Origin of the sequence: Clostridium sp. C2-6-12 (assembly GCF_009928485.1) — a bacterium.
Classification (GTDB): Bacteria; Bacillota; Clostridia; order Clostridiales; family Clostridiaceae; genus Clostridium.
In genome coordinates this window covers 1-14,185 of record NZ_JAABNP010000052.1, presented here as the reverse complement: position 1 = coordinate 14,185, position 14,185 = coordinate 1, and the positions used below count along the sequence as shown (strand labels likewise).

The window sequence follows — 14,185 nt, the reverse complement described above, 5'->3', positions numbered from 1 at the left end:
TTACACCCCTTCCTTCAAATACTTAAATGCATTTTCTTCATACCAAGCTTCCTTGTATGGAAGTTTTTTGTGTTTTGCAAGTTTAACATTAAAGCTAGGATTTTCAATTGAATTTTCAATTTTTCTTCCTAAATATATAAGACCATTGTATCCAAAGGTTGGTCTCTTAGCTTCTAAAATATGTGTTGATGGAACTCCAAGCTTTGATACCCAATTAGACATTCCAAGGAAAAAGTCAGGTTTTAATTTATTAACAAGGTTAACCTGTTCAAAAGGCTGCATATTAGCTATATCTATAATAAAATCTCCTCCATGAATTTTTTCTAATTCATCAAAGCTTTCTATAAAAGCTTCCTCATAGGTAGGAGTTTGTATACCAACAAGTTTCATTCCAAAGTCTTCTATTAGACTTGCTGCTGCAATCCCTCTTCCTGTTCCTGCACATATAAATACCTTTTTACCCTCAGTAAGCTTTCTTATTTTAGTAATTTCCGGAAGAACTTTTTTGTGTTGCTCTTCTATATATTTGAGTGCAACGTCTTCTTTCCCAACTAATTTTGCTACTGATAAAAACCATTCATCAGTGCTTCTTATACCTATTGGCATACCAGTTATAGAATAAGGAATATTATATTCATTCTTTAAGTACTCCATAAATTCATCTGCAAATACTTGACATATAGCTACTGAATATTCTGCTTTAACTATTTTTCTAAGTTTTTCAACACTTGAGTAAAAAGGAATATAATTTACATGTAGTCCTAATACATCTAATAATTTTTCTATTTCAAGTTGATCCTCATATCCTATCGATGTAGTTGCAAAAACATTTATTAAACCTTTTTCTTTTTCTGGTTTATCATCTTTTAATACATATTTAATTATTGAATTAAATACTGTATCAAAGCCTGTTGCAGGAACTTTTGATTTAAATCCTTCGCAATGTATTGGAACTATAATAGCATCTATTTCATTTTGTAAATTTGCTGCTACTGAATCAATATCATCACCAATTATTCCTGATGCACATGAAGCAAATATGAATATTATGTTGGGAGTATACCTTGAATTTAAATCAAGAACTGCTTTTGTCAGCTTTTCTTCACCTCCAAAAACAATATCTTTTTCATCTAAACTAGTGACAATATATCTAGCGTTTCTAATGTTTTGAATACCCCGATGATATTGGCCTACTTTAAATCCATCATTCATAAATGATACACATCCTACACAACCATTTGGAGAATGTACTACAAAGGCTGCATCCTCCATTGATAATAGTGCTTGAATACTATTTATCTCTTGGCATTGAGTAGTTTGTGCAAAACTTCTTTCTGCATTTTTTAAACATCTTTTCTTAAAATGTTCTGAAAGGTTATGACTACAGGCACCACCTCCAGTAAGTGCATATTTCCTCTCTTCTCTATTTCTTTCAATTATCTTAGCCATTTTTATCACTCCTAAAATTAGTGCATATCCATTCTGACTTACTATTTTTCAATATGCTTAAATTGTATAATTCCATTCTGGAAGTATTCTCTTTAAAAATTGTTTAGTTCGATCTTCTTTAGGATTTGTAAATATATCATTTGGAGAACCTTCTTCGACTATTACTCCTCCATCCATAAAAATCACCCTGCTGGCTATATCCGATGCAAAAGACATTTCATGAGTAACTACAATCATAGTAATTCCTTCTTTGGCTACATTTTTCATTACAGAAAGTACTTCACCTACAAGTTCTGGATCTAATGCTGAGGTTGGTTCATCAAATAAAATCACTTCTGGATTAAGTGCAACAGCACGTGCTATTCCAACCCTCTGTTGTTGTCCTCCTGAAAGCTGAGCTGGATAAAAATCATATTTATCACTTAATCCAACCTTATTTAAGGTTTTTTTGCTTATTTCTTCTGCTTCCTTTTTCGGTATTTTTCTTGCAGTAATTAATCCTTCCATTACATTTTCAAGTGCTGTTTTATTACTAAAAAGGTTATAGCATTGAAAAACCATTGCTGTTTGTCTTCTGATTTCTAATATGTCTTTTTTATTTGCACTTTTAAAATGAATAATTTTTCCACCCACTGCCAACTGGCCTTCATCTGCCTTTTCAAGAAAGTTTATACATCTTAATAAGGTAGTTTTTCCAGATCCACTTGGACCTAATATTACAACTACTTCGCCTTTATTAACTTTAATATCAACACCCTTTAAAACTTCATTCTTACCAAACTTCTTATGAATACCCTTTATTTCAATCAAAATTTCAACTCCTTTCTCCCTTTAACTAGTACTATTATTCAAGTTTAGTTACTACTCTATTACTAACCGTCTTTTTTTCTATTCCAGAATCATTATTCTCTCTGTAAACTGAACTATATGAACATATAAAAGCTGCAATTATCAATATAAAAGTCAATAAATAAATTTTTAAGAATTCTATTATATTTATTTTTTTCATATACATTCACCTCTTTTAAAACTTCTCAAATATTTCTCTATAATAAAGGAACCTTTTTCTATACATACGCATAATGCCCAATATACAATTGCCGCTGCTATATATGCCTCTAAAAACTTATAATTTGCTGTTGCTGTTATTAAAGCCCCATTCATTATATCCACTATAGCCACTAAATAAGCTATAGATGAACCTTTAATCAGTCCTATGAAATTACTACATAAGGATGGAATTATTACTGGTAATGCTTGTGGAATTATAATCCTTCTTAAAGTTTGACTTCTTGTGAGTCCAACAGAATAGGCTGCCTCAAACTGCCCCGTACCTACTGAAATTAAACCAGCCCTTATTGTTTCTGATATATTTGCAATTGCAGAAATTGATATTGCTATAATTGCTATATAAATACTATTTATATCTTTAGAGTGAATACTCCAGTTAAATTTAGCTGCAAAGGCATCAACCCATTTTGGCACTTCGAAATAAACTATATAAAGTATTAATACAAGAGGAATTCCTCTAATAATAACAACAAAAATCTGCACTAATTTACTCAAAACTTTAACATCATATATTCTAATTACTGCAATTAATGTTCCTATAATACTTCCTATAATAAGAGGTATAGCAGCAAGCACTAAAGTAATCGGTATATATTTTATTGCTTCCTTTAAAGCTATAATCATAAAACTTATATCAAAACTCATATTTTCACCTGCCAAACTATATTTTTTGAATATGCAATTTTTTCTCTAATCTAGAAAAAAGCTGCTCTAGTAAAATAGATAATATAAAGAAAATAATTGCTGCTGAGATATATCCTTCTAAAGAACGATAAGTATTTGCTGCTATAGCATTAACCTTTCCCATTACATCTATTATTCCAAGTGTAAAAGCCAATGATGTATCTTGAAGAAGTCCTACTAAGGTAATTCCAAGAGTTGGCAATATAATAATAACTGATTGAGGTGCAATTATTCTTGTGAAAGCCTGTAATTTTGTCATGCCAACCGAATACGCTGCTTCAACTTGTCCTATTGGAATATTTACTATTGCTGCTCTTATCATTTCTGCTTTAAAGGCTGCTGCATTAAGTCCATAGGTGATTATAACGAAATATAATTTATCCCATCTATTTATGTTTATCCCTATTTTCATTAGCAATAATGGCAGCCCATAATATACTATAAACATCTGTACAAGTATTGGAGTTCCTCGCATGAATGATATATAAACAATAGAAATTTGATTTAGCACAGGTACCTTATATACTCGAAATAATGCTAATATAATCCCAAAAACTAATCCAATAACAGTTGCAGTTAATACAATCAGTAATGTAATGTGAAGGCGAGATAATAATTGTGGCAGATATTGAAATATTAGATTAATATTAAAGTAATTTTCCATTTTATCTCTCCTTTATAGTAGTGATAGAAATCCACTAGTAAACTTAATTACGCTACGTATTATGCATTCATGTTCTATTGAAATTGTAATAACAATAGAATCTGCCATTCATGTACTAGTTATTTCTAAAAATAGATTTCATTATATTTATCAATTTCTATTATTCATTTGCTGTATAATCTCCACCTAAAATGTTGATTGAGATTTTTGCCAAGGTTCCATCAGCTTTTAATTCTTTTAATGCTTTATCAAACTCACCTTGCAATTGCGTATCCTCTTTTCTAAATACATAGTAAGTGTTTGAGGTAGCTATAGGATCACCAACAGTTTTTAGTTTATTTCCGTAAGTTTCATTATATGAGTCAACAATTCTTTTAATTGATATAAATGCATCCACTCTTCCATCTTCAATATTCTTAATAGTAGTCGCTGCGTCATCTGATGAATAAACAAGATTTATAGCATTATTATGTTCCTTATTATATTTTTCTAAAACATAAGCTGCATTACTTCCAGTACTTGTTTGTACTTTTTTACCTTCTAAATCCTTAATTGAATTTATATCAGTTCTATCTTTTCCAACAGTAATTCTTAAAATAAAATTTGTATAACTTTCAGTACCAAATAAATATTTAGATTCACGTTCTGGATTTTTTTCAAATTGATGTGCTCCTACATCTACTTTATTTGATTCTAGACTTAGCAATATATTTTTAAATTCAAGTTGATTAAATTCAAATTTATATTGTGGAAGTTTTTTATTAATCTCCTTAAGCACTTCGACTTCGTAACCTGAAAGATTACCACTATCATCTAAATAACAATATGGCTTAAAAGCATTTCCTGTACCTATTACTATAGTTTTTGCTTCATTACCAGATTTAGTATCTGCTCCTTTTTCGCTAGCATTGCTTGCACAACCTATTAAGACCGTCGTTGATATTAATATTCCTACAATAGCGTTAATAAATTTTAGTTTTTTCATTTTTATCTCCCCTTTTATTTTACTATTCCCCTATAATTACTAGGTATTGATGCGACAAAAAAGGCGTTAAATAAAATTTTAATAATTTTATTTAACGCCTCTAGTTTTCTAGTCAGCAATAAACCAAAGTATTCGTATAGGATTTATAAAGATAATATCACTATTTCATTTTCATGTCAATTTATATTTATAATTATTTTATAATTTTCAAAAACTACTTAAATATATAAGTTTTAATTAAATTCATCAATATTAGAATTTGTGAATCAAAGTAAGAAATAAAGGGTAAAAGTGAATAGTTGAGGTAATAAATGTGGAGTATTCTCTAAAATATTTATTAGATATAGCTTTGTATTTTACTCACAACTATAACTTGTTACCGGACACATATATGAGTTTTACTGACACTTTTTATTAGATTATATATAGATTAAGTTTGATTTTATTATTTAACTAAATTTTAAACTTTCCAACATGTTCAATCATTTCATGCGTCATAGTATTTAATACTTCTGCTGAGGCTGATACTTCTGTAGATGCTGTTTTCATTTCTTCAGTAGAAGCAGCGATTTCTTCTGAAGATGCTGAAACTTCTTCTGCTACAGCTGATGTATTTTCTACTTTTTCTGATATGATATTTTTATCTGCATTTATTTCTACAACTGCAGAATTTGCTGTTTTAATTTTTGCAACAATATCTTCAATTTCACTAATTATCTTCTTATAAGATTCTAAAGCAGTATTTATTACTCCAACTTGACCATCTAGCTCATTATTAAGCCCATCAGTATTTTTAATAATTTCATCAGCTTCACTTGATATACCACTTATTAGAGAATCTATATTTTTAGAAGATTCTTGAGACTGCTCTGCAAGTGTTCTAATTTCTTCTGCAACAACTGCAAAGCCTTTTCCTGATTCTCCCGCTCTTGCTGCTTCAATAGCTGCATTTAAAGCTAATAAGTTTGTTTGTTCTGATATATCATTTATTAAAGTAGTTATTTCTGATATTTTAATTATGTTTTTATTTAGGTTTTCAATTTTCTTAATAAAATCTTTAAATGAAGTTCCTACAATATTAACTGAATCTATAAGCTTTTCCATATTCTTATTGCTATTGCCAGCCATTTCGTTAATTCCATTTGATTTTAAATTAATATTTTCTATTTCTTTAGCTACAACATCTAATTTATTACCGAATTCATCTAATACATTAGTGATTTCCATTAGGTTTGATGCTTGACTACTTACACCTACTGCAGTTTCATGAATTGCAGTTGAAACATTTTCAGCTGTATATGTCATTTTTTCGGCTACTTTTGATAAATCATTGGCCTTTAAATCAATATTATTTGAATTCTCTTTAATAGTTGCTATTGTCTCAACAATTGATTCCTGCATTATTTTAATTGAGTTAAAAGCTTGTCCGATTTCATCTTTAAATTTTAATTCTTTACTTGAAACTTCTCTAGTAAAATCTCCCTTTGATATAACTTGCAAATAAGAAGAAATTTTATTAATTCCCATGGAAAGAATTCTTGCAACTATATAAACTATTGCTAATCCTACAAATACTATTGCTAAAGAAGCTATAAAGGTAGATATTTTCAATGCATCTAACTGAGATAATACTTCATTTTTAGGAACAAGAATACCTATATGCCAATTTGTATTTTTTATTGGTGCATATCCTATATATCTAGAAGCATTATTATATGTATATTCTCCAGTTCCAACATTTCCTTTTATCATTTCAGTTTGAACGTTGGCTATTCCTTGAAGTGACGAATCTTTTTTAGCCATTTCAATCATATTATTTCCATTAATAACTGCATCTTTATCGTAATGAGCAACCGTTAAACCATCTTTATTAATTATAAAACTTTTTCCAGTTTTCCCAACAGTTATGTCACTTATTATCTTGCTTATTTCACCTGCATCTCTGCTTCCAACTAATACCCCAATTACTTTTCCATCTTTATCTTTAATTGGCACTGCCATATTTATTATTAGTGATCCATTATCTTTACTAATTATAGGATCTGTAACTACTCGATTTCCTTTTAAGGCTTCTTGATAGTAAGGTCTTTCTTTTAATACAATGTGCACTAATGCCATTGTATACGCATCTCCATTTAAATCACCAATCCCAATACTAGTAAAACCAGTTCTTTTAGCCTCTTCCTTAAATATTTCTGCCTTATCTTGAATAGAAACATTAGGATCTTTTATTTCACTTCTGTTACTTATTGTCTCTAAAACATCAAAATTACCATTAAGTCTGCTTTCAACTACTCTAGCTGATTCTAATGAAATATTTGATAGCATTTCTTTTGCATTATTTTCTAGTGCGCGACTAGATGTATAAAAAGATATTATTCCTAAAATAAAACATACACATATTATTAGCACTCCAAAATACACTGCTAATTTTGTTTTTATACTTCGCATTAATTAAATCCCCTTTATTAATTTATATATTTTTTCTTATCCCTTCAATCATCATGTTATGAGCTTCTAAGCTTTCTGGCAAATCAAAATCCCCAATTGTAAATCCATGCCCTACTCCATAAAATCTCTTAGCAGTTGTTTCAATTCCTGCCTTTATTAGCTTTTCAGCATAATTCTCGCCTTCATCCCTAAGAGAATCAATTTCACAAGTTATAACTACTGCTGGTGGCAAATCCTTAAGCTGCTCTTCAGTTGCATAAACAGGAGAACAATATGGATTCATTGCCTCTTCTTCATTCCTATAGCATTTATCAAATAAGGAAGCTATTTCAGGAGGTATGGCTCCTTCTGTATAAAACTTTTCTGTTGCAGGAGTCGCTAAATCAAGAGGTGGATAATCTAATATCTGGCTTTTAAATGAAAATTCATTTTTTTCCTTTGCCATCATACACACCACAGTTGAAATATTAGCACCAGCGCTATGTCCACCAATTGACATGTTATTAGGATCAACTCCAAACTCGTCATTATGTAAATATACATACTTCACAACATCATATACATCATTTTTATCTGTTGGGAATTTATATTCAGGTGCAAGTCTGTAATCAATTGAAATAACAACAATATCTAATTCATTTCTAACCTTATCGCAAAATCTATCATCATCTTCTGGTAAACCTGTTACAAAGCCACCACCATGAACATCAAAAAATACAGGTGACATTTCATTTTTATTTTTAGGTTCATAAATTAGGCAACGTATATTCCCATCTCTAACTGGAATAAATATTTCTCTTCCTAATATCTTAGAAGCTTTTGCTCTTTCAGTACACTCTTTCCTCATGTTGCCCACAATTTTCAAAACATTTTCCTTATCAATCATGATTTTTCTCCCCTTCATATATATTATTTGATTAATTGCTGTTATTAATTTATATTTTAATACAGAATTTGATATAAATCACCAAAAAAGAGTTATAATTACAAAAATCCAAAGTTTTATTTTGGATATTAAATTAATTTATCCCATCTATTATATTCCTGTCAAGTAAATCATGTCAACATTGACATATACCTTTATTCATTTTGGTTTTACTTTACATTTGTTTGTGATAAAATAATTTCAAAACAAAATTTGGTGGCAGTCACCACTTAAACTGAGGTGTCAATATATGAGAACATTAAAATATGCAATTTTAGGTCTTATAAATAGAAATCCACTGACTGGCTATGATATAACAAAGAATTTTAACGAAGGACTAGTTGAATTTTGGTATGCTAGGCACAGCCAAATATACCCAGAATTAAAAAAGTTAACCGATGAAGGTCTTATTTCTTATGAAACAGTTATACAAGGTGAGAGATTAGAAAAAAAATTATATACAATCACTAAAAAAGGAAAGCTTGCTCTTCAAAAATGGCTTGCAAATGATGACCCTTTAGATCCAACTCCAAAGGATGTTTTTAGATTAAAAGCGTATTTTTGTGATGAAATGGATTTCGATACTTTATTAAAACAATTTAAAAGTGCTTTACATAAACATTCAGAAAGACTGGAATACCTAGAGAATTCTATGAAAAAATTTTTAGAAACAAAGGATATATCAAAAGTTTCTTCACCTACCTTTGGAGATTATATTGTATTAAATGGAGCTATTATGAGGGAAAAGAATTACATAGATTGGCTTAATGATTGTCTAAATAAAATTACTGAAAAAAATTGAATTTTATAAAAAACGTCTAGCTTCACTTAACTTAAATTATTAAATGAAAATAGACGTTTTATATAAATATTTCTTTTACGCTTTATTATGCTCTAATGCATTTTCAATAGCTTTTAAAATTACCTTGCTGCTATTTGTGGCTCCTGAAACCGTATCTACCTGAAGACTTTGTGAGCCTACTACCTTATCAGTAATAACTTCTGCTCTCTTTCCTCTACCATTTTTATGTTCTACTAAATTTATATTTTCAATTTTATGATTCTTAACCGTTACTACAACCTTTGCACTAATATAATCAACATTACACGAACCAGTATATTCTCCATCAGAAATTTTTGATAAATCTACACTTCCAATCTTCAATTCTTTAACAGACTTTTGATAAGCTTTAACAGAGTTCAAATATCTCATCCCAACAATAATACCTATTATAATTACAACAGAAGCTACCCCAAAGAATACTTTTTTCATATCCATCTTATGAATATTCCCCCTATTTTTTGAATTTATTAATTTTTTTAAATATATATATCTAATTCCAAAATTCTTTGTAAAATTATTTTTTAATACCTCTTAGTAAAATCTTAATTCCATCTTCCATTAAGGAATTAGTAGTTTTATCAAAATAAGCTTTTATATATTTTTCTTTTTTACTTATTAAACCAATATATCCTGTAAGACTTGACCATAGCATAAGACAAATTGAATAAGAATCTATGTTATCTATAAATTCACCATTTTTTATTCCACATAAAATGCAGTTGTTTAATACTTCCATGGAATGCTGTCCAGCAATATAACACTTTTTAATTACGTTATTATCATCATCAATTTGAAAATCAATTTCCTTATTTTCATAATCAGCAATAGCTTTAAAATATCCAAAATGTGTTCTGCTAAATTCAATAAAGACTCTTCCAATTATTTCGATTTTTTCAGTTTCACTGCTTTCATTATTTTCACTTAATGTATTATCTAATAACTCATTTAATACATTAAATGCACCTAGCATTATTTCAAAATATAACTCATCTTTACTTTTAAAATATGAATATAAAGTCTTTTTAGTAAATTCAGCCTCTTTAGCAATATCATCCATTGTTGAATTTTCAAAGCCTTTTTCAAAAAAAATTCTTTCGGCTGCCTTTACTATTTCGGTTTTACGCAATAATTTTTCTCTTTCTTTTCGTTCTATAGTACCTATTATAATACACCTCCATTATATAAAGTATACTATCGGTTTATTTTATATATTCCCAGTATATCATCTTATTTTATCATGTCAATAAAATAAGAGATTAATATTTAGTAGTTACACTAACATTAATCTCCTATTTTAAGATTACTCTTAATATTTTAATTTGCTTTTTTATTGTAAATATATTAAATCCTATATTTTAAAACTCAACACCAATTGAGTAAGCTTTTCTGCAGTTGCAGCTTGATTTTGTGCTACTATAGCAACCTGCTCAATTGCTTTATTAGTTTCATTAATTCCAACTAAAATCTCTTCAGAATTAGTCTTAGTATCGTTCATACTATTTGCAATAGTTTTAACAACTGCTGAAATTTCTTCTGTTGAAGCATTTAATTCTTCACTCATTGAAGCTATATTTTGAGATAAATCACTAATAAAGACTGCATCCTTTTCATATTTATCTCCTGTATCAATTAATAAATCATAATCCTTTTTAACACTATTATCTATGTAGTAAAGTATATCCTTTGAATTACTTGATAAATTGTCAAATGTAACTTGAACATTAGATACAACAGTTTGAATATTTTTAACATACTCAGCTGATTGCTCTGCAAGTACCTTTACTTCATTTGCAACTACCGCAAAGCCTTTCCCCTGTTCACCTGCTCTTGCTGCTTCAATATTAGCATTTAATGCAAGTAAATTAGTCTGCTCTGCTATTGCAGCTATTGATTTTGCAATGATTCCAATTTCACTTACAACCTTCCCCTGCTCTATAGCTTTAAGTATATTATGTTGCTTTTCTTCATATAACTTATCTGCTATATTTTTAGAAATTGAACCTTTTTCTTTAATATCCGTAGCTCTTTCCTTTATATCAATAGATTGTTGACTGCTTTCAGTTGAACTTGAAGCCAATTGAGTTATACCTGAATTAACCTCTTCCATAGTTGAAGACAATTCATTAGTACTTGTATTTATTCCATTTATATTTTTAACTATTCTACAGGTATTCTTATCAATATTTTCAAAGTTACTTGACATTTCTTCTAATGTAGCTGATAGTTCTTCACTTGAGGCAGTGACTCCTTGAGCCTGATCAATTACATTTTGAATTACTCCTCTCATTTTTTCTTTTGCTTGATTTAAGGCATTAATTAATTTTCCTAATTCATCATTATTTTTGCTTGCTAAAGAATATGTTAAATCCCCTTTCCCTAAAGCTTCAGCAAATAATACTCCTTTTTCCATTGTTTTTGATATATATAATGATAAAACTAATCCTATTGCAAACGCTGAAATAAGCCCTACTATTAAAATTATATACATTATATTAGTTGTCATTGTATAATTTATATTATTGCTTTCATTAGCTTGTTTAGCTAAATTTTGATTAATAGAAATTAATGAGTTTAATTTTTCATTCATACTATCTGTAATTTGAGTTATATCTGATCTTGCACTATTAGCTTCTGTATATTTACCATTACTAAGCAGGTCTAATATTTTTTCTTGTTCCGTTGAATATTCACTTAAAAGAGTTAAAAAGTCATCATATGCTGTTTTTTCCTCCTCTGACATTGTTCTTTCACTATATGATTGAATATATGATGCATTATTATCTCTAATTGTTTCCAATATTTCTTGAGCCATTTTAGTTTTACTGCTGTCAGCATCTAAAATTGCATTTTGGACTATACCCACTTCATTAGTAAAGTTTTCTTTAATTAAATGTATTTCATCAATTCTTTGAAGGTTATTAGAGTATATATCCTGTGCATTTTTCTGAATATTGGTCATTCCAAATTTTCCAAAAAAACCTGTTATTGCAATTAGTAATGCAATGCACATAAATCCTGATAATAATTTTGTTTTAATAGATAAATTTCTAATGATTGTCATAGTTAATCCCCCTGCAAATCTATTATTATTTCTAACATCCTTGTTAAATTAATATAATTATATTTAAGTAACCTTAACATTAGCTTAACAGATAAATCTAGGGATCATTTCCATCATTGTCCTTGTGCTTTTATATCTATTACTATAGTTGTATAATAAAAAAACTGAAAGTTTTCCATAAAAATAACTACTTAAATCATAGAATATTTTCTAATTTAAGCAGTTATTTTTATAAACTATTCTTATAGTTATTAATTCTTTTAATAATTTATAGAATCTATCAATAAATTACTTATATTCCTCTTTTTCTAACAATTTATAATTATTTTTTACATATCTTATTCCAAAGTGAAAATTCTTTAAATATCTGAATATATTTTTATACTCTTTCAACTTTTGGAATCTGATAAATATAAAGTTTTTAATAATTTTACTAGCTAAATGTTCTTATTTGTAGCATAGCTACTCTTTTTAGGGGTGTATATTTTTATCAATTCTCCAATTATTATACATTTGGAATCTTTACCATGACCAATTTCATTTGTTTTCACAATTGGAATATTAGGATTATTAACAATCTCTTTTACTATTTCAACTATAGTTGGTAAATATTCTTCCTTTTCCATTTCAGTAAAACTTCCAAGTATTATTCCCTTAGCTTTCCTAAACATACCAATTTGTTTACATTGAGTCAAATAAGTAACCATTTTAGGTACATCACCACTTAAACTTTCTAAAAATATAATCTTATCAGTAAAATCAGGTATATATTCTGTACCTGCAAGCTTTAAAAGACAACGAATATTACCTCCAACAACAGTTCCCTCTATAAAGTTTCCTTGTATCCACTCGTAGTTGAAATTAAGAAGCTTATTTCCATCTTCTATAAAGGTATCGTTAAACTCTTCTATTTGTTTCAGTTTAAACTCTTCTATTAAATTTCTTATTTGATATAAATAAGTTTTAACTCCTGTTTTAGAGTATATGCCATTTAAAACAACTGACAAATCACTATAACCAAAAAAAGCTTTAGGATTTGCCTTTATGGCCTCATAATCTAAATAATCCAAAATGCCATTAGCTAAGTCTCCTCCTGACACATCAAATATAGCTTTTATACTTGGATCTAAGAAAAATTTCATTAAAGCTTCAGCTTTTTCCTTACCAGTTCCATTAAATACTGAATACTTTCTATAAATTTTATTACCAAAAGCTACCTGCAGCCCAAGAGTTTCTAAGATATTTTTTAATTCTTCTAGCTTTATTACATTACTTTCTGTTAAACCATTAGAGCATGCAACTATTCCTACTTTATCGCCCTTGTTAAATAATTTCAAAGAAAATCACCTCCTAATACAAATGTTATGTATCTACAACCCCATCCATATACTCAAATTAAATACAGAATGGCATATTATAGTTATCCATAAAGATTTATATTCTTTAAATAAATATCCAAATGCAAGACTTACAATTGCTATATTAACAACAGATTTTAATATATCAGGATTTGTAAATATCCAAGTCGGTATATGACACAAGATAAATATTATTGTAGTTAATAAATTAGCCTTCCAAAAATTCATTTTGCTTGATAATTTTTGTAATAAAAATCCTCTAAATGGTATTTCTTCGATTAATCCAACCAATAATGTGCTAATCCATAACAATCCCAAATCCAAGTTAATATGCTTAGTTTGTGTAATTGAATTTTTTCCAAGAAGAAGTATTATATATGCAGCACTTACTCCAATTCCTATTGCTATTCCCTTTTTAGAATCACCTAATATTTTTAGATAAATTAGTGGATTAACTTTATCTTTTAGTTTTAAATAAAGAAACACTGGAATTACAAATAATAAAAGATTTACAACTAAACTCCCTAAAAAAGAACTAATGTTATCCATAATATAAAAAAATACCTCCATAAAAAAATTAGCTAGCAGCTAATACTAGTATAAATTAAATTCTTGTTTTATACTATATATATCATATTAGTTAGAGTATAATTTTAGTAGGCAAAGGCAGTAATAAAAACTGTATAAATAGTG

General features: G+C 28.3%; 14 protein-coding genes. 1 reads left to right on the top strand and 13 read right to left on the bottom strand.

The genetic code is table 11. The features are described from left to right. The 8 genes from GXK56_RS25435 to GXK56_RS25405 form a co-directional block, all read right to left on the bottom strand. Positions 1–1,449, bottom strand: coding sequence for a nitrogenase component 1 (locus GXK56_RS25435; RefSeq protein ID WP_160692745.1), 1,449 nt, complete (start codon positions 1,447–1,449; stop codon positions 1–3). 57 nt (positions 1,450–1,506) lie between these two features. Next, positions 1,507–2,259, bottom strand: coding sequence for an amino acid ABC transporter ATP-binding protein (locus GXK56_RS25430; protein WP_160692743.1), 753 nt, complete (start codon positions 2,257–2,259; stop codon positions 1,507–1,509). Positions 2,260–2,293: 34 nt separating this feature from the next. After that, positions 2,294–2,458 carry a hypothetical protein gene (locus GXK56_RS27910; protein WP_202127947.1) on the bottom strand — a complete coding sequence of 55 codons (165 nt, stop codon included), beginning with the start codon at positions 2,456–2,458 and terminating at the stop codon, positions 2,294–2,296. Continuing rightward, on the bottom strand, positions 2,455–3,165 hold the full coding sequence (locus GXK56_RS25425; RefSeq protein WP_160692741.1) for an amino acid ABC transporter permease: 711 nt from the start codon (positions 3,163–3,165) through the stop codon (positions 2,455–2,457). The genes GXK56_RS27910 and GXK56_RS25425 overlap by 4 nt, the downstream gene beginning before the upstream one ends. A gap of 16 nt (positions 3,166–3,181) precedes the next feature. Further along, positions 3,182–3,868, bottom strand: coding sequence for an amino acid ABC transporter permease (locus tag GXK56_RS25420; protein ID WP_160692739.1), 687 nt, complete (start codon positions 3,866–3,868; stop codon positions 3,182–3,184). Positions 3,869–4,028: 160 nt separating this feature from the next. Then, positions 4,029–4,853: a transporter substrate-binding domain-containing protein gene (locus GXK56_RS25415; RefSeq protein ID WP_160692737.1), complete on the bottom strand. Its 825-nt coding sequence runs from the start codon at positions 4,851–4,853 to the stop codon at positions 4,029–4,031. Between the two features lie 453 nt (positions 4,854–5,306). Continuing rightward, entirely contained in the window at positions 5,307–7,304 is a 1,998-nt protein-coding gene (locus GXK56_RS25410) for a methyl-accepting chemotaxis protein (RefSeq protein ID WP_160692735.1), read from the bottom strand. A 22-nt stretch (positions 7,305–7,326) separates the two neighbouring features. Further along, entirely contained in the window at positions 7,327–8,190 is an 864-nt protein-coding gene (locus GXK56_RS25405) for an alpha/beta hydrolase (RefSeq protein ID WP_160692733.1), read from the bottom strand. A 289-nt stretch (positions 8,191–8,479) separates the two neighbouring features. Here GXK56_RS25405 and GXK56_RS25400 point away from each other — a divergent pair, with 289 nt between their 5' ends. Beyond that, positions 8,480–9,031: a PadR family transcriptional regulator gene (locus tag GXK56_RS25400; RefSeq protein ID WP_160692731.1), complete on the top strand. Its 552-nt coding sequence runs from the start codon at positions 8,480–8,482 to the stop codon at positions 9,029–9,031. A 75-nt stretch (positions 9,032–9,106) separates the two neighbouring features. Here GXK56_RS25400 and GXK56_RS25395 read toward each other — a convergent pair whose 3' ends face one another. The 5 genes from GXK56_RS25395 to GXK56_RS25375 all read right to left on the bottom strand — a co-directional run bounded on the left by GXK56_RS25395 (position 9,107) and on the right by GXK56_RS25375 (position 14,041). Further along, positions 9,107–9,508 (bottom strand): FMN-binding protein, encoded by a 402-nt coding sequence (locus tag GXK56_RS25395; RefSeq protein ID WP_243156273.1) that lies wholly within the window; start codon positions 9,506–9,508, stop codon positions 9,107–9,109. A 79-nt stretch (positions 9,509–9,587) separates the two neighbouring features. Next, positions 9,588–10,199, bottom strand: coding sequence for a TetR/AcrR family transcriptional regulator (locus tag GXK56_RS25390; protein WP_243156272.1), 612 nt, complete (start codon positions 10,197–10,199; stop codon positions 9,588–9,590). Between the two features lie 222 nt (positions 10,200–10,421). Then, a complete protein-coding gene (locus GXK56_RS25385; RefSeq protein WP_160692729.1) occupies positions 10,422–12,134 on the bottom strand; it encodes a methyl-accepting chemotaxis protein in 1,713 nt (570 codons plus the stop codon). 437 nt (positions 12,135–12,571) lie between these two features. Next, the gene (locus GXK56_RS25380; RefSeq protein ID WP_160692727.1) at positions 12,572–13,471 is read right to left on the bottom strand and encodes a S66 peptidase family protein; all 900 of its coding nucleotides are present in this window, start codon (positions 13,469–13,471) and stop codon (positions 12,572–12,574) included. Between the two features lie 33 nt (positions 13,472–13,504). Further along, positions 13,505–14,041 carry a CPBP family intramembrane glutamic endopeptidase gene (locus GXK56_RS25375; RefSeq protein ID WP_160692725.1) on the bottom strand — a complete coding sequence of 179 codons (537 nt, stop codon included), beginning with the start codon at positions 14,039–14,041 and terminating at the stop codon, positions 13,505–13,507. Positions 14,042–14,185 lie beyond the last annotated feature (144 nt).